The 18,206-nt window shown below is 44.6% G+C and carries 12 protein-coding genes; 1 reads left to right on the forward strand and 11 read right to left on the reverse strand.

Features of this window, described 5'->3' with window-relative positions; genetic code table 11:
• Positions 1-47: 47 nt before the first annotated feature.
• The 8 genes from ACKTT9_RS29340 to ACKTT9_RS29375 form a co-directional block, all read right to left on the reverse strand.
• Complete coding sequence (locus ACKTT9_RS29340) at positions 48-1,361, reverse strand: ABC transporter substrate-binding protein (protein WP_407868739.1); 1,314 nt, start codon at positions 1,359-1,361, stop codon at positions 48-50.
• Between the two features lie 545 nt (positions 1,362-1,906).
• Positions 1,907-3,151, reverse strand: a complete 1,245-nt coding sequence (locus ACKTT9_RS29345; RefSeq protein ID WP_407868740.1) for an MFS transporter — start codon at positions 3,149-3,151, stop codon at positions 1,907-1,909.
• A gap of 117 nt (positions 3,152-3,268) precedes the next feature.
• On the reverse strand, positions 3,269-4,120 hold the full coding sequence (locus ACKTT9_RS29350; RefSeq protein WP_407868741.1) for an aldo/keto reductase: 852 nt from the start codon (positions 4,118-4,120) through the stop codon (positions 3,269-3,271).
• A gap of 87 nt (positions 4,121-4,207) precedes the next feature.
• Positions 4,208-5,734, reverse strand: a complete 1,527-nt coding sequence (locus ACKTT9_RS29355) for an extracellular solute-binding protein (RefSeq protein ID WP_407868742.1) — start codon at positions 5,732-5,734, stop codon at positions 4,208-4,210.
• Between the two features lie 53 nt (positions 5,735-5,787).
• Positions 5,788-6,930, reverse strand: coding sequence for a mandelate racemase/muconate lactonizing enzyme family protein (locus ACKTT9_RS29360; RefSeq protein ID WP_407868743.1), 1,143 nt, complete (start codon positions 6,928-6,930; stop codon positions 5,788-5,790).
• Positions 6,931-6,997: 67 nt separating this feature from the next.
• Positions 6,998-7,879 carry a carbohydrate ABC transporter permease gene (locus ACKTT9_RS29365; protein ID WP_127454831.1) on the reverse strand — a complete coding sequence of 294 codons (882 nt, stop codon included), beginning with the start codon at positions 7,877-7,879 and terminating at the stop codon, positions 6,998-7,000.
• A gap of 25 nt (positions 7,880-7,904) precedes the next feature.
• A complete protein-coding gene (locus ACKTT9_RS29370; protein WP_157318832.1) occupies positions 7,905-8,864 on the reverse strand; it encodes a sugar ABC transporter permease in 960 nt (319 codons plus the stop codon).
• A 186-nt stretch (positions 8,865-9,050) separates the two neighbouring features.
• Positions 9,051-11,366, reverse strand: coding sequence for an AraC family transcriptional regulator (locus ACKTT9_RS29375; protein ID WP_407868744.1), 2,316 nt, complete (start codon positions 11,364-11,366; stop codon positions 9,051-9,053).
• Positions 11,367-11,802: 436 nt separating this feature from the next.
• Here ACKTT9_RS29375 and ACKTT9_RS29380 point away from each other — a divergent pair, with 436 nt between their 5' ends.
• A complete protein-coding gene (locus tag ACKTT9_RS29380; RefSeq protein ID WP_407868745.1) occupies positions 11,803-13,716 on the forward strand; it encodes an endonuclease MutS2 in 1,914 nt (637 codons plus the stop codon).
• 110 nt (positions 13,717-13,826) lie between these two features.
• Here ACKTT9_RS29380 and ACKTT9_RS29385 read toward each other — a convergent pair whose 3' ends face one another.
• From ACKTT9_RS29385 to ACKTT9_RS29395, 3 genes are all read right to left on the reverse strand, one after another.
• The gene (locus ACKTT9_RS29385; RefSeq protein WP_407868746.1) at positions 13,827-14,999 is read right to left on the reverse strand and encodes a YibE/F family protein; all 1,173 of its coding nucleotides are present in this window, start codon (positions 14,997-14,999) and stop codon (positions 13,827-13,829) included.
• Between the two features lie 75 nt (positions 15,000-15,074).
• Positions 15,075-16,196, reverse strand: a complete 1,122-nt coding sequence (locus tag ACKTT9_RS29390) for a HupE/UreJ family protein (RefSeq protein WP_407868747.1) — start codon at positions 16,194-16,196, stop codon at positions 15,075-15,077.
• A gap of 86 nt (positions 16,197-16,282) precedes the next feature.
• Positions 16,283-18,148: an S-layer homology domain-containing protein gene (locus tag ACKTT9_RS29395; RefSeq protein ID WP_407868748.1), complete on the reverse strand. Its 1,866-nt coding sequence runs from the start codon at positions 18,146-18,148 to the stop codon at positions 16,283-16,285.
• Positions 18,149-18,206: the final 58 nt, after the last annotated feature.

Genomic DNA, 18,206 nt, shown 5'->3' on the forward strand with positions numbered 1-18,206 from the left:
GTGAAGCCGCCTTTCTTGTTGCAGCCTCACCGGTTGGCATACGCAGGCTAGTTGGTTAAAATGTCGTTAATTTGCTTATCCAACGTTTTCAGCCCGTCTTCAGGGGATTGCTTGCCGAAAATAATGTTTTGAAGCGATTCCGAAACTGTCGTGATGATCGTCGTGTATTTATCGGTTTTCGGTGCGAATTTCACCGTTTTTTGCGCTTCGATGAAGTAATTGCGGTAAGGCAGCTTTTTGTATTCATCGCTTGTTGTTACAGCGCTGTTCGCCGGCACGTGGCCTGCTTGGCCCCAAGTTTTGCCGCCAACTTCCGAGAAGTACTTCATGAATTTGGCTGCCGCTTCTTGTTTCTCTGGTGCTACGTAGCTTGGAATGACGAGCAAATGTGAGCTTCCCCAATGCGTTTGGCTGCCGAAAATGGCCGGGAGCGGCATAGCGCCGATATTTGGCGATTTTTCGCCGAGCAGTAGACCCGCTTCCCACACGCCGCCGAACCAGAATGCCGCTTTGCCGTTGTGGAACGAATCCCATGGGGTTTTATCATTGAGATCTGTATATTTGTTGTTATAAAGGTCCATGTAGAATTTCAAAACATTGAGCGCTTTCTCATTATTAATGGCCGCTTTGTTCGATTCTGCGTTCAGCAAGTCGCCACCCGCTTCATAATACAGGTTCAAGAAAGGCTCTTGGAAATACGGCGTATTTACAGCAAGTGCTTGCACATCCGGCACTTTCGCATGGATTTGTGCGAGTGTCTTCTTGAAGCCCTCCGGTGATAGGTCGCCGAGCTTAGGCGTGCCGTCATCGTTCAGTAGTTCCGCTTTTTTCAGCAAATCTTTATTGTAATAGAACATATGGAAATGCGTGTCTAGCGGAACTGCGTAGGGCTTGCCATCGTAAGAGACGCTTTTGATATTCGAGTCGGAAATTTGTTTTAAATCAAAGCCGACCTTGCTGGCTAACTGATCCACCGGGACAATTTGCTTCGCTTTCACAAACGGTGAAATGCGGTCCACATGCGCGACGGCGACGTCCGGTCCTTTGGAGGAAGAAAGCGCTGTGCTAAGCTTCGCGTAATATTCATTGGACTCAAGGCGGAGCTGTTTCACGGTGACTTCTTTTTGGGATTCGTTATAACCTTTGATGATTTGGTCAACGAAATCTCCCTCTCCACCGCCGAACATATTCCAAAATGTGATTTCGACTGGGCTTGCCGGTTTGCTCGCAGCTGCTTTCTCTGTAGCTGCTGCTGTCGATGCCGCGTTGGTGGCAGCGCTTTCTTTTGTGCTCGAGCAACCGGAGATGACTAAGGTAAATGCTACACTGGCCATCAGCAAACTGGTTAATTTCTTTTTCATCGTACGTACAACCCTCTCTCTGATTGATGGATGATTTGCGAAAGCCTTTTCACTTGGCTCCCTTGGTTATTACTTTACAGGGTTAACGCCCCGGTCTAAACCGATAAAAGGATGATCATTGGGGAACAAATTTAAGATTGTAAGCGCATGCAGATGAAATGTAGTAGACGATCTTACGGTGGGTGTTCAAATGTACGATATGAATTCAACCTGATGCATCGTTTGCCACCTATCACCAATCACTCACTGAGTTATGGCTGCTGCAGCATTCTATGTTGTACTTTATGCAACCATTTGACTCTAATTGGGGGTCAGATCGCCTCTATATTGTACTTAGTACAACCATTCATGCACTAAACTGCTTATATCTCACCTTTTCGCAGCAAATGGTTGTATATTGTGCAACGAAAGACCGGATTCACGGTCAAAGCACGCCGTTATGTTGTATAAAATACAACAAGCCTTCTTATTACTTTCAGCTCCGCCAACGAACAACAAAAAAAGATGACCCCTATACAATTAGGGATCATCTCTAGTTACTAACCTTACGTCTGCCCTTGCAGTCTCTGAGCCAGCTTGCCCTGCACGAACCACGCATACACAGCAAACCCCGTCAGCAGCGCTATGGCCGTTAACAAAAATGGCAAAGCGTAATGATTGGCGGCCAAAATGTAACCCGCCCAATACGACGCAATCGTATTGCCGATACTCCGTGAAACCGTCCGCATCCCTGCAAATACATTGCGGTCTTCTTCGGCAACGGCGGACATACATTCGCTGTCCATCATGTTGTTCAGCATCGTAAAGCCAGTGCCTCGAATCATCAGCAGCACGGCGAAGACGGAACTAGGCATAGTAAGCGCCATCAGCCCTACTACTACGATGTTATACAGAAACAGAAATACAAAAGCATTGCGGCTACCCATACGCTCCAATAGATACGGAACGAGAAGTGAACCGACAAAAAAGAACACACCGGAGAGAGCTAGCAGTCCAGAGATGCTGCTGTCCTCCATTCCAAATCTAAACTTCAAGATGACGTTGAGGAACGGACTCAACAGTCCAAAGGTAAAGCCTGAATTAAAGATAAGCAGCGCAAGCAGGAACATGAGCGAATAGGCATGCGCTTTCTTGATCTTGACTGAAGACGGAGTTCCGGAGGTCTCTGACTTCTCGGTTGCAACGGCTCGGTCGTTGGCAGACGGAAGCAGCAAGCCCCTTAGAATACCGGAGAGCCCCAAACAGCCGCCAGCCACGAAAAAGGCGTATTGGTACAGCGTGCTGTGCCCTGGCAGCCACAACGGGAGATAGCCTCCCAACCATGTGCCAATGCCGGTGCATAAGGTAAAGATTGCAAACAGCAGCGAGTAAGCGCTGGTCTCTTCTTTTTTCGTGCGGCAATATTGAAAAATCAGCTGGATTTCCGAATTCACAATGGCGCTAATACTAAGGGACCAAGTGAGCTGTGCGGTGGTAATCATGCCGACACTGGTACCGAATCCAAAGATGATCAACGCTAAAAAAGCCAGCAGCATGCCGATAACAAGCATCGTTTTACGGCCTATGTATTTGACGACGATCCCTGCCGGGAGACTGGTTAACCCCACGGTCAGTGCTCCCAGCGAGGTGATGCGCCCGACGTCCTCTTTGGAAAAGCCGAGGTCCAGCAGATGTAAGTTTAAAATCAAGTTGAAAATACCAGCGCCGATGCCAAATAAGCTTTCAGTGGCAATAAATCGTTTGACGCCAGGGGATAAATCACGGAATAAACCGACTGTGTACGACCACATAGCTGCTCCCTTCCTCTTGCTGTATGAACCTATCTTACATGTCAGGGGCGCAGGGTTCAACATGAATCATAAAAACCGGAACCCCCACGGAGTCCCGGCCCTCTTATACCCAATCCATCAATAATACGTAAACATTTGCCTAATATCCACCCTGCCCGAAAGATTGTCACAAATAGCCACATTTTTCCGGACTTCCTCAGCATTTCGCATACCGATTAAGGCGACATCGACATGAGGATTAGAAAGCACAAACTGGATTAATGCCTCGGTATAATCAAAATGGTTTTCCGGATGCACCATCGCCATCCAACGTTGAAAAACACCCGAAGTAAACGCCCGCATAACCGCAATACCCAGGCCTGCTTTTTCCGCTTCAAGTATACTGCCAAAGGGTCTATTCGGATCATAGGGATGCTGCATCAATATATTGTAACAAATCTGCATGATATCAAATTGCCCGCATTGGATGAAATCATAGACAGCTCTGTTCGAATCTTCACTCGTAAAGCCAATAAAACGAACCAATCCCTCCGCTTTGAATTGCAGCAGTTGCTCCAATATCCCGCCGTGCAAAACCTGTTGCACATCTTGATCCTTGTAACTGGTACCGTGAAGCTGAAAAAAGTCCAATCGGTCGGTCTGCAGGCGCTGCAAACTCTGTTCAAGGGATCGCCTCAGATCATCGGGAGGGCATATTTTAGCTTTGCTCGCCAAGAAAACAGCGTTGCGGTTGCCCTTCAGAGCGTATCCCATCAGCTCTTCGCTTTTTCCGTTTCCGTATCCCGGTGCCGTATCGAAATAATTAATGCCTGCTTCAAGTGCGGCATCAATGGCTGCGATAATGTGGTTATTGTTTTCCGGCAAATCGGGATTGTACTCCCGCAAATAATTCCTTAATCCCGCTGGAGCTCCGCCAAAGCCGATCCGACTTACCATGACATTTGTTTTTCCGAACGCTACATATTCCATGTTTTTACACTCCTTATTCAAGGTATATTCCCATCGTCAGTTAAAAAACAAAGAGGCAAGGATCACCCTTACCTCAAGCAAATAATTTTAATTCTGAGCTAGACGTTTTTTGTACTCGGCATTAAACTCTTCCGTAATTTTTTGGTAGTTTGGATCTTTTTTCAACGTGTCAATATATTTATCCCAATCTTCCAATGCAATTTTCCCGATGATGACTTGCGTTTTCATGTCGGCGATTTTTTTCTTGTAGTCGGCACCTAACTTAATATCCGTATCCGATACAAGACCAATTGCCGGATTGCCAACGGAAACCTTCGCTCTTTCTTCCGTGATTTTCATGTTTCGCTGATAAACCTCTTTGGGCATGCCAGCCGCATATTGCCACAAATCAACGACTGGTGTACTGAACATTTTCCCCCATGTAGCTGTTCCAACGCTGTCTGCCACCGCTTTATCATTCGACACTTTTAAACCATCCGTAAGTGTATAATGAACGTCTTTAATCCCATACAAGGTCAAATCAAGCCCTTCGCCACCGGAACCGTAATTCACGAAGTTTAAAATAGCTTTCATTTTTTGTTCTGGAACCGATTTCGGTATAGCCAGTACACCATTCATCCCTGTACCTTGGGGCACATAAGGCTTGCCTCCCGCTTTGGGAGCTAAAGAGACCATCGGCGTCCATTCGACCTTCGGATCTTTTTTCCATTGGTCCATTGTGTATCTGAACAACGCCTCTGGCGTCTCATTCGTAATTCCGGCTCTACCGCTTGTAGCGAGCTCCCAATATTGGTTTTCTTTCAAAACCGGGAAGTCCTGCGGAATTAATCCTTCTTGGTACAGCTTACGCTGGTAGACCAGTGATTCTCTCATTTCCGGTTCAAGATACATGTTAACCAGCTTACCGTCTACAGCTTTCCACATGCCAACTGTTCCCAGGAATACTTCGTCAATGGTTGCTGATCCCCGCATCGTAAAACCGATTGTATCCTTTTTGCCATCTGGCGCATTATCTTTAAACGCTTTCATTACCGTATAAAGCTCATCCATATTGGTCGGCATCTTCAGCCCAAGCTTATCCAGCCAATCTTTACGAATGTCGAAAAATCCGCCCCCATCCAAAGGCCTTCCTGCTGGAATGGCATAACTTTTGCCATCAATTTTGGTATTGCTCCACGTTTTCGGATTAATGGACACCAGGTTCGGATAATCCTTGATATACGGCGTCAAATCCCAGAATGCTCCCTGCTTGACCATTTGCCGGAATAAAGCAGTCGTAATGTCCGGAATTTTGATCAAATCTGCAATATCGCCTGCGGCCAGTGCCACATTGACGCGGTCCGCGTAATCGCTCCCTGGAATCCATTGCACCGTCAGCTTCGTATTCGTTCTTTTCTCAAATTCTTTCAGAACCGGATTATCGGCACCCGGCGGCTGAGTGATCGTAAAGTCGGTCATGACTTTAATTTCCGTAGGCTTCGCTGGCGCTTTGGTCTCTTCCTTCGTTGTAGTCGTCCCTCCATCTTTCGCCGGAGCCGAAGAAGGTGCTGAGGAACAAGCGACTGTAAGGGAAAAGGATACAACTAACGTAGATAACACGAGAAGTTTTTTCATATTTAACTCATCTCCCATAAATGTAGTTGATAGACCGGTTCACCTTGCCTGAATTATACCGTCCAGCCACGTTCACTAACTTTGCTTGTATAATAAGCGTCGTCAATGTGTAAGCCGAAGCCGGGAGTTGAAGGAACGGTGATTTTACCATCCTTGATGCTATAACCGGAAGTGTCGATACCTGGAGTCTGCGCCTCATCCCATTCAACAAACATAAACCCTTCAATAGCTGGATACACCTGAGCGGAAGCAAAGTTACCATAGAAACCACCGTAATTGTGTGGTGCTGCTTTTACTCCGCTTTTAGCCAATCTTTTGGCTAATTTCAACCAGTTCACAATGCCATAATCCTTCAAATCGTATTGAATCGCGTCGATCAGGCCTTGTTCCGCCCATTCCACAATCGGTTCGGCCGCTAACCCTTCACCGTCTGTGATCAGCACGTTCAATTTCTCCTCGCGCAGCCACTCCTTCAGATTACGGTAGAGCCTGTCATCTTCGTGAAAAGCTTCCTCTATCCACAACAGATTGGACTGTGCCGTTTCTTTCAACACATGTTTGGTTAAGTTCAAATTGTACCCATTATTCGCGTCAATGGAAATGTTACATTGTGGACCGACCACATCTCTAATCCCGTTCACAACAGCAATATCTCTTTTGGTGCCTTCCATTAAATCCATATGCATCGCGCCACGGCCTACTTTAATTTTGAAACCGCGGAAACCTTCGTTATAGCCTTGCATGGCTTCTTCCTGGAGCAGTGCGACCGCGTCCCGCTCTGAACTCAGGTGCAAATCATCGAAGTACAAGGATGTATCATAGCAAGGAACCGTTAGTGGGGATGTCCACTCTTTTTGGCTCAATAGTTTATACACAGGCACTTCTCTTACCCTTGCCAGCCAATCAAACAGTGGGAATTGAATGCTTTGAAACCGGTCTTTGATCCATTGTTCTTCACAAAATATTTCACTGACTGAAGCTCCGATCATGACTTCGGCTGCTTCCCGAGAAACGCGAGACCAGCTGTAACCCGTGATGCCCCCAATCGTAATTCGCACCAGCGGAAAGCTTACTTCTTTTCCATGCACACCAAGCCTTGCATTGCAGCCAGCCAATCTTCTGCGTTCACCCTTCATCATCACTTGCTCGATTTTCTCAATCTTCCAATTTTTATCCAAGTCAGAAAAGTTGTTCATGCTACTCAAATCTCCTTTATGATTATATTTATTTGTTTAACAAGCCTGCCGGAATAATCCGTTGCGATTATCCTTTAACAGAGCCCAACATAACACCTTTGGTAAAATGCTTTTGCAAAAACGGGTAGACCATCAAAATAGGAAGCGTAGACACGACAACTGCGGCCATCTTGATCGTTTGAGTAGGCAGCTGCTTATCCGAAGCCATCTCTACCGCGAGTGCTCCGCCGACCGAAGTATCGGAATCAATGAGCATGTTGCGCAGGACAATTTGTAAAGGCACCTTTGTAAAATCATTAATATACAACACGGCACTAAAGAACGTATTCCAGTAGGCCACGGCATAAAACAACCCGAATGCGGCCAGCGAAGCGACAGAAAGCGGTAAAATAATTCGGAAAAAGATGCTTAGGTCATTACAGCCATCAATCATTGCAGCTTCTTCCAACTCGACAGGAATGCTGTCAAAGAAGCTTTTCATCAAGATTACGTACCAGCCGCTAGTCAAAACAGGGACAATCAACGCCCACACACTGTTTATGAGCCCCAAATCGCGGACTAATAAATAAACAGGGATAATGCCCGGATTAAAAAGGATCGTAACCATCACCATGATCATCATGACTTTTCTTCCGCGCAGTCTTTTACGGGATAGTCCGAATGAGAAGGCTGCTGTTATCATGAGGCTTAACAGGGTTCCCACTGTTGCCAGAAAAGCACTGACCCCAGTTGCACGAATGAAAGCAGAAGTGGAAAGCAAATATTCATAAGCGCCCACACTCCATTTGCTCGGGAACAGGACAAAGCCGTATTTCTCTATGTATTCACTAGGTTCCGTAAAGGAAACAACGAATACGTAATACAAGGGAAATAACGTAATAATGCCAATGACAACAAGCAGCAGAACAATCGCCATCCCAAATATTCGGTCTCCAAAGCTTTCTCTCATTGCCTTCCCTCCTCGGAATTTTCGTTTAATACACACCTTCTTCACCGAAGCGTTTGGCCAGCCAGTTAGCCCCGATAACAAGCACAAGTCCAATCACGGATTTAAACAAACCCGCTGCCGTTGTATAGCTGAATTGACCTTGTTGAATCCCATTTCGATAGACATACGTTTCGAAGACGTCGGCAACGTTCGCAACTGCGCCATTGCTCATCAGAAACACCTGTTCAAAACCAACATCCATGATTTGCCCCAAACGCAGAATTAAAAGAATAATGATGACGTTACGGATACCCGGTAAGGTGATATGCCACATTTGTCTGATCCGGCTGGCACCATCGATTTTCGCCGCTTCATAAAGCTGCGTGTCAATGCCTGTCATGGCTGCGAGGAAGATAATCGTTCCCCAGCCTGTGTCTTTCCAAATGTTTTGGCCGGTAAGCAGCCCCCAGAAATAATTTTCATTCGTCAAAAAATCCATTTTGGGAAAACCCGCATGTTCGAGCAGCATATTCACAATCCCATTCGATTGCGAAAGCAATAAAAAGGTAATCCCTGCGATAATAACCCACGAAAGAAAATGCGGTAAATAGACAATGGATTGAATTACGCGTTTAAAATATTTGTTGGTTACCTCATTCATGCAAAGCGACAATAAGATAGGAAGTGGAAAGAAAAAGACCAGACTCAACAAGCTAATCATCATGGTATTTCGAAACAATAGAAAGAAGCTGGGATTTGTAAAAAAGCGAACAAAATTTTCAAAGCCTACCCAAGTGCTTTTAAAAACGCCCATATAGGGGGAATAGTCCTGAAAGGCGATAACCAGCCCCCACATCGGGTAATATTTGAAAACAAGAAAATACAGGATGCCTGGAAGAACCAGCAGATATAAATACTTGTCACGTTTGAATTCGGACCATAGTGAAGTTCTTGCCTTTCGTTGAATAAGTTGCTCGTGATTCGCCTTCGTCACTTGGATGCCCATGTACCAATCCTCCCTTACAATGCTTGTGATCAGCTGATGGCCTAAATGTAAATCACCAGCCTACTTACCGCAATAATAATAAATTTTTACTATGTCTCGAAAAATTTCCGGCTATCGTCTTTTTTTGAAATGAACAAAAAAAGCCCCTCAAACATGAAGAAGGGCCGCTTTGAGATGGATATTTTACTACATCGATTGCGTGTGCTTTTCCCGATACTGCCGTGGAGTGATGCACTCACTCTTTTTAAACATTCGGATCAGATAGGACGGTTGATAGTGCAGCTGCTCCGCGATATCGTTGATTTTCATATCCGTTGTCACTAACAGCTCCTTGCATTTCTCAATTCTCATCCGAACCATCGTATCGATAAAATTGATTCCGTTGATTTGCCTGAACACCTTGCTTAACTTAGAGGGACTCATCTGCAGCTGATCCGCGTACATCTCAAGCGAAACGTCGAGTAAGATGTCCTTCTGCATTTGCAAAAGCAGATTATCAATCATTTCCCTCAAATTGCTATCGTAGGTTATCGTTAACGCTTTAACAAAAGGTCTTATCAGCTTGAATTGAAACCATTCCAGGATTTGATCCGGCTCGGACAACTGCATAAGCTGCTCATAAAGATGAACCCCTCCATATAGGGAGAAAAGATCCACTTCGTGCTTGATCATCGCATTATGGATCGTTCCGAGCAGTTTCATCATCCCTTGGTGAACCATGAATTCAGTGCTATGATTGGTTTGCAGTTCAAGCATGAATTGCTTGATGAGCCGCATGGCCTCCTCTTCAAGCCCCATACTGACGGTATGCACAATCTCTCTTTCCAGCTCAAAAGGGAACTGATTCTGGCTTGTATTCGTCAGCATGAACTGATTCATATCCAACATTTGATTGGACGTATGGTGGTCACGAAAACGGAGAGCTTTTCTTGTCTGCTCCAGAATCTTGGGGATGTCCTTTATCGAGTCGGATATTTTACTAGTCACAATCGTAACTTTCATATGCAGAACATTATTAACCGCCACGATGTAGTCATGGGCAAGTTTGTTGAAATTCGCTTTAATCGCTTCATTGGACTTGTCAGGATCCAGAACGAAAAATACACCAATGGATAAATCCTGAAAGTTAATGATATGCACCATATCCGATATCTCCGTGCACAGCTCTTTAATGATATTAGAAGCCGCGAAGGTAACCAACTGGGCATCCCGCTCTGAAAATTTACCGCCTAATTCAGAAATACCGTGAAACTGGGCGACCATAATGGCAAATCTTTTCGATTCAACATCCCAATCCAGCTGCTTCAACTTCTGAATAAGCTCAGATTCCGTGTGTGAGTACAAATTGCCTTGTGAAAATTGCAGTAAAAAACTTTCTCTAAGCGCAGGAATGGACTGCTTAATTTGGATAGAAAGCTCTTGCTCTGCTTGAAGCTGCAGCCTCCATTGATGCTCGATATACGTAATTTCGTTTTTTTCGTTCGATCGGTTTGTTCTGGAATTTTCAAAAAGACGTTTTACCCGATAAATGGGATCGTATATCTTGTTGGAGGCAAACCATGCAAGCAGCAACCCGATGATTAAGCCAAACATACTAATCCAGACAATAAGAGTGGATAAGGCAGTTACAGGCGCTACGATTTGCGATACAGGCGTAGCAGTGACAACCGTCCATTTACTGCCTAACTTAGAAATACTCCCATACGATACGTTATATTTTTTGTGGTTCCAATCGAATTTGAACATATTCTCATTGGCATTTTCTACAGATATTTGACTTTTTAATGCATCTTCCAGGGTCAGCAGCTCTTGACTGTCTTCTTGTCTTGGCGGAGTCGTTAAGTAGTCTCCATTTTCATTAAAAAGAAAAGCGACTCCTTCGCCTGAGACGAGTTTCTGAACCATTGTGTTTAATTTATTTTGATCCAGGTAAATAATGAACATCCCGAAGGAACCATACATTTGTCCACCGGGGAGCTTAATTATGATCGCTTTATTTATCGTGTCCGGCATATTTATTTTTTTTAAGGAATAATCCCAATAGATCGTTCGCTCTTGATCCAGCAAAGAATTCAACAGCTCGCGATCCTCATCGGTTCGCACAGATTCAAACCCGGCCTCATCACCGATGATCTTGTCTGAATCACGCAAGTATAGGCTTACACTGTTAATAAGGGAATTCGACTCCGTAATAAGTGAAAACGATTTCATAAGTTCGTTTGTTTTTTGAAAATCCTGAACGAAATCCAACTCCTTCAGAGTCTCGTCCAAACTCCGGTCGAAAGCAAGCCGCACAACGGAATGCTCCAGATTGGCCATATAGTCATTCAATTGCTGGATCGAGGAATGGAGCTGATTCTGATGCGCCTTATTCACTTCGGTTTCGATCCGATCTGTTCCGATATAGTAAATAATGACGCCTATAAAAGCAATAGGAATGCAAGTAATTAACAGTACAATACCTAGATTTTTCCAAAATATAGTTCCCCTGCTTTTACTCATTTGCTTATTCATCCGTTCATCTTCACACCCATCGCCTATTTTGGTTGTATTGAACAATTAATTCGTCACGCTTGTACATATTCCTCCAGCAGTTCCCTTTTTATACCATTCAAACTTCTTATGGAAAGTTTGATTTAAGCTATTTTATCCCACGATTTTCAGACTGAATTGGCATAAGATAAGGGTATATTAGCCGTATAGATGTACAAAGGAGAGATTTTAATGTCTGAGGTCGTTCTTAACCAGTAATTTCATAGTGCAACCCGTTTTGTTTGGCGTACGCGAGTAAACCGTTCAATTGGACAGGTTTGTTTTGTCGTGCACTACGGGCAGGTTGCATGTGAAGCTGTTAAGAACATCATTTTCTCCCTGAGCGGACTGGAAACGATTGTTGTTTCCAGTCCGCTTTTTTTTGTATCCAAAAGGAGGCATTCAATTGAACAAGTCCACTTATCAACGTTTGGAATACGACCGCATTAAACAGCGTTTGGCCGACTTTGCCATGAGTTACTTGGGCCGCGCCCACATTCAGAACATGGAACCAGTACTTGAAATGGCCCTCGTCGCAACCCTGCTTCAAGAGACCGAAGAAGCGTTAAGTGTTATTGCCCACGGAGCCAGTGCGCCGATCCCGTCCATGGAAGGCATTGAGCCGCTTATAGGCACTTTCGGGAAAGGATTTATTTTTACACCGCAGGACTTTATGCACTTCGCCAGATTCATCGAAAGTTCACAGCAGCTTAAGAACTTTATGAAAAAGAAGGAATCCGTCAGTCCGCGCATCGCTTCCTACGCGCTATCCTTATACGAATTGCATGAGCCGCTGGCCGAGATTCGGCGCTGTATCCGCAACGGTCAAGTCGATAACGAGGCGAGCGCCGCCTTGTCGCGTATCCGCAAAAAAATGAACATCCTCGACGACCGCATTCGCAAGAAACTGGACACCGCTTTGTCCAAATACCGCAGCTATTTGCAGGATAGCGTCATCTCGACAAGAGGAGGCCGGTACGTGTTGTCCGTGAAGAAGGAACACCGCAAACAAGTTGGCGGCGCGGCGCTGGACGAATCGGCAAGCGGCCAGACTGTCTTTATTGAGCCGGCAGATATCGCCGATCTGCATGGCGAGCATTTACACCTGCAGGCCGAGGAAGCTGCGGAGGTAACAAGAGTGCTCAGCGATCTAACGGATCTTATTGAGCATAGTAAGTATGAAATTTCAATCAACTTGGAAACGATTGGCCATTACGACTTTATGTTCGCAAAAGCTAAATACGCGAAAACAATCGACGGACGAACGGTCAAGCTGAACGATCGCGGCCGGATCTCCATACATGGCGGCCGTCATCCGCTGCTCGGCAGGCACTCGGTGCCGCTTGATATCCGCATCGGCGGCGATTATCGCGCGCTTGTTATTACAGGACCGAATACGGGAGGCAAAACCGTTTCACTGAAAACTGTCGGACTGCTAACACTTATGGTGCAGTCGGGTCTGCTCGTTCCGGTAGGAGAAGGAAGCGAATTCGCTGTATACAGATCCGTTATGGTCGATATCGGTGACGGACAAAGTCTTGAGAATTCGCTCAGCACCTTCTCTTCGCATGTCAAGAACGTGATCGGCATCCTCAAAGAGGCTGGACCCTCGTCGTTGGTCCTTCTCGACGAGCTTGCCTCAGGAACCGATCCTGGCGAAGGAATTGGCCTATCGATCGCTGTGTTGGAGGAACTGTACCGCCGCGGGGCTACGATCATGGCGACGACACATTTTAACGAAATCAAGAAATTTGCCGACGCTGCGCCCGGCTTCGAGAATGCGCGTATGGAATTTGATTCAGAAACGCTTGAGCCCCTTTACAAGCTAACGATTGGTCAAGCCGGCTCCTCTTATGCCTTCTATATCGCGCAAAAACTCGGTATGCCGCCTGCGCTCATCGAAAGATCGAAGATGATCACTTACGAGGCGACGCTGCGCTCGCCCGAAGCGCCAGCAATAGCTGCAGCGTTTACAGGAGAAACACCTCCTATAAACGTCCCGTTGAAAGAAAAAAAAGAGCGAGCGCCGATGCCGAATTTCGCTATTGGCGACTGCGTCTGGGTACACTCGCTGCGCCGTACAGGCATTGTGTGCAGCGAGCCGGATCATCGCGGAAACATTACGGTGCAAATCCAGAAGGAGAAAGTGCGCATCCATCGCAAGAGAATGTCTCTTTATATCGAGCGCAGCAAGTTATATCCAGAAGGAGACTACGATATGGATATCGTAGTCGAATCGAAAGACACCCGAAAGAAGCGAAAGCAGATGAGTAAACGTCATGTTGAGGGGCTAACGATTGAGTATAAGGAGAATGAGTAACTGAGTGTCACAATTAAATTACAAAAAGCCCATGAGTCATTAGGCTCATGGGCTTTTCTTAACTGGTAACGCGAAGTTAACTGACTCTCTGTCCCTATACGGACTTTTGTCTATTCAACTACCGGAGCAAGATTCCCTTTCGTTTCAAAATTAGGAATAATCCGGGAGGAGATAAAGGCGACAATGGGTACGGTAAGAACAACCCCGAAACATCCAGTTATTCCTTGAATGACTTCAACGGTTATCATATTCATGTTCAGTAATTGATTAATGGTTACCTGTGAAACATATATAATCATTAGAGAAGCTAGTGTAGTTCCCGTGAAGGCAAGAATCAGGGTATTCGCCATGGTTCCCATCATATCTCGTCCTACATTAATACCGGACATAAAGAGTTCTTTTTTGCTGAGATTAGGATTAGTTACGTGTACTTCATAAACGGATGAAGCAATGGCAATGCCTACGTCAATAATAGCACCAAGTGAAGAAAGTAAAATCCCTGCGAATAGCAAGCCCTTAAGCTGCATACCGGTTTGATCGGCAACAACGATTAAAATTTCCACTTCCGCTGTACTATACCCTGAGATATGGGCTAGATTACCAGCTATATAAGCAATGATTCCAGCGATGATCATCCCAACTGTCGTTCCTATTATGGCAGCGACAGACTTTGAGCTCCAGCCGTTTAATAATAGTAAGGTAACACAGCTTGTTAAAATAACAATCAGGACAGAGGCAAGTATAGGAGAATACCCCCTATATAACATAGGGATGAACAAGTAAATAATACAAGCAAAAGTAAATACGATGCCTGCCACTGACATTAGCCCTCTTTTTCCGCCAAGCCACCACAAAGTAGCAAAGAAAAGTAGAGTTAATGTGAATAAAAGTGGAGCTCGATAATAGCTGTACACGCTGACCAGGTAGTTTTGAGCATCCGCCGTGTCGACACTCACGATAAGTGTTTGTCCTGCTTTTGCAACCACGTTTAAATATACACTCACGTTGTTGGTAATGGTGTGAACGGTACCTTTATGTTCTCCAGAAAGTAGTTTAACCTCCAGCTCCTGAGACCCCGAATATAAATCTCCTCTAGTAGAATCCTTGACTAACTCTTCGTTAAGGACTTTTAATACCTTTGCTTTTTCATATTTTGTATAGGATGTATCACCATGCTCATTGTACTTGGCCTCGGGCATGTGATTAAAAAAGTACATAAATAAAATAACGAGCAACAAAAACAGGATAAAGAAAACTACTCTTACTTTCTTTGTTCTAAGCATTTGAAACCTCCAACTTAGTAGCTCTGTAGTTGTATGCCGATTCTATAAAAATGTTTGTCCCCGAGGTTTCCTTCCTTAAATTGTCATTACCCGTTCCAGCAGCCAAATGGCCCCTAAAAGAAGAGCAACACTTGAGCAGGCGACTACGATACGTCTTGCATATTTATAACGGTGCATGAAATAGAGCAGCGGCACAAGCAATCCGACGATTAAGATCTGAACCGTTTCAATTCCCAGGTTAAAACTGATTAAATCAATGGCCAACTCACTTCTAGGAATACTCATTTCTTTCAAAATGTCGGCGAACCCCATACCGTGAATAAGCCCGAACAAAAAGGTCAACACCCAGCGATGGCTAACCGAGGGACGCCTGATATTATCAATAGCGACATAACAAATGCTAAGCGCGATGGCAGGCTCGACAATCATAGGAGGCACATGAATGATTCCAAGAACTGTTAAGGTTAGGGTGCAGCTATGAGCAATAGTAAAAGCCGTAATCATAGTTGCATACTGTTTAAGCGTTTGGCGGGCAATCAGCAGGGAAAATAAGAAGAGCAAGTGATCATAACCACCCAATATATGGCTCATCCCCAGCTTGAAAAAGGAAAACCAACCGTTTATCGAATTTGTATGCTCCGATTCAAAATCCTTATCCGTTAAGGCCATGTTCCATGTACGAAAATTACCGGATAGAGCTTCAGTGCTTTTCTGGTCACCATGATTGATCGTTAAGAGGTTGACGTAATTCGTTTTCGCATCCTTTGTGTAGAGGTTATCGATGAAGGATACAGTCATCGAAGGCGATGCCGGAGGATAAATCGCTTTTAACACCAGCTTTGTCGCGCCCCCTTGCTGCTCAAGCCCTAAGCTTACCACTTGGGTCCAAGCCTTCGGTTCCCCGTTCATGGTAAAGGTTAAATTCTCTTTTAAGATGGCTTCCATCCGCTCTTTCACAGCACTGAACTCTTCTTGATCCAGCTTGTTATCCGAGTTGCTATCACCATTCATTAGCTCGATGACAGATAGTTCGTCCAGCATGTAGATCATCTCGGTTTGTGATTGGCTTAAAGTCAATGTTGTATATCCCGCACTATAAGCATGGGCATATGCAGCTTGTGCGAAAGGAAAAACCAGCGCAAATGCTAGAGTAAAGAAGCACAATATCATACGCCTATGAGCATAAATTTTGAACATATGTTGTTCCTCCAGAATTTTCATAATAAAGGACAAAACCCTCCCTATCTGCAATTAAAGGAGGATTCTGTCATTCCAGTTACGGCTTATTTCGTTAGAAGTCTCTCAATGACTACCGCTGCTTGAGCACGTGTTGATGAATCATTTGGTACAAAGTTATCATTGTAACCCTCTACGATGTCTTGACTTGCGGCTAATGCAACACCAGCTGCAAGAGAGGAATTGATAGAGCTACGATCTTTAAATTTACTTAAAATTGTCTCCATGTCTGTCTCGTGCTTGTAGCCTTTGACAGCCACAAGTGCATTCGATGCAATTGTTGCCATTTCCGCTCGGCTAATTTTTTCATTTGGTGCAAATTGGTCATCCGAACGACCCTGGATAATTCCTGCTTTGGCAGCAGAAGCGACTACGGATTTAAACCAGTCCCCATCGTTTACATCACTGAAAGATTCGGTAGCTGTCTCATCCTCCAAATGAAAAGTTTTTACGATCATTGCAGCGAATTCTGCGCGTGTGACTTCAGCATTTGGCGCAAATTCGCCTTCGCTGCGGCCTTGTACGATTCCTTGAGCAGCTGCAATGCCAATCGATTTACCTGCCCATGCTTGAACGTCAGTGATATCTTTAAACGTTACTTTGTTCTCAAAAATAGCATACGTAGAAAATGATTTGCGTTCACCTTCGGAGTAGTTACCTGCTGCATCATAACGACCGCCATAAAACTCCAATTTATCGTCAACTATTTTGGCTAGAGAGAATAGATCCGAATTCAATCCTTGTACCGTAATTGGGAATCTAATAATGACAGGTTTCGTAAAGGTCGTGTTTGTCCCTGAGTTATTAATAAACTCAAAATTGTATACATCCGATGCCATTTTCAGGTTTGTATTTAAGTTGCCTGCCGGTTGTTTTTTAATAGTTAGAGTCGTAATGCCTGTAAATTGATCTACGCCAACTGCTAAGGAAACACCATTTATTTTAAACGAAATAGCATCAATTCCGGCCTCTTTGGCTTTCGTTACTAGATCAGTAAGAATTGGGATCTCTGCATGATTTACAGCTTGTGCGCCTAGATCAAGTGTTGCAGTTACTTTAGCTTCAGCATTTGGATCGAATGCTTGTAATTTATCATTCATCATCGCTGCTTGATTCTTAATAGTTTGGAACAAATCAGTGAATGCATTGACGTTTAATTCAACCTTGGCTGTGTCGCCATCCACCTTAACTGAACCGGAAATATTCAATGTCGATTGTTGTTCTATCCCCTTTTCAACCACAGCGATAGCTTGTTTAAGTGCCGTTTGTGCATTGCCCCCATTGTTTTTGGTGGCTAATAGCTCAGTCAGCTTTTGGTCCGCATTTTGAGCAATTACAGCAAGTTCTTGTGGTGTAATCGATGTCACAGGGGTAGCGGATGGCGCTGATCCCCAAGAACCTCCCGAGGAGCTATTAGGCGGATTCCCCACACTTTCCCTGTTTACATTTAGAACAAGACCAGGTGTAATACTTTCCTTTGTTGCCCCACCGTTTTCGGTCGTGGTCGTTACATTCGTTTCTTTCATTGTTACTTTCGCAGGATCATTGCCCGTATAATTGAATATCACGTTACAGACAGTTACTTTTCCATTGTAAATATTTTTGTTATCAAAGAAGCCAAAATAATGAACTCCGTCTTTTTCGGTGTCCACTTTATTATTGCTAGTAATAGCGCTTGTGTACGTTACTGATTTAATTTGGATATTACCTTCAAGACCTAAACCAAACTCTGCGCCACTAAACATCGCATTGTTCGTAACAATGATCCCCACTGAAAACTCGTTTGTACTGGTGCCGACAGTAACATTTGGCTGTGAAAATTCTACACTTTGAAGATGATCAGCTGCAAATGCATGGATTTGCAAGGATAGGATGCATATAAGAACGAAGATCGTCATCATTTTCATTTTCATTTTTTACAAGGCACCTCGCTAGTTTAAAATCCAGGAAAAGGCATAAAGCCTTTTCCTG

Source organism: Paenibacillus sp. P36 (assembly GCF_045866505.1).
GTDB lineage: Bacteria > Bacillota > Bacilli > Paenibacillales > NBRC-103111 > Paenibacillus_E > Paenibacillus_E chondroitinus.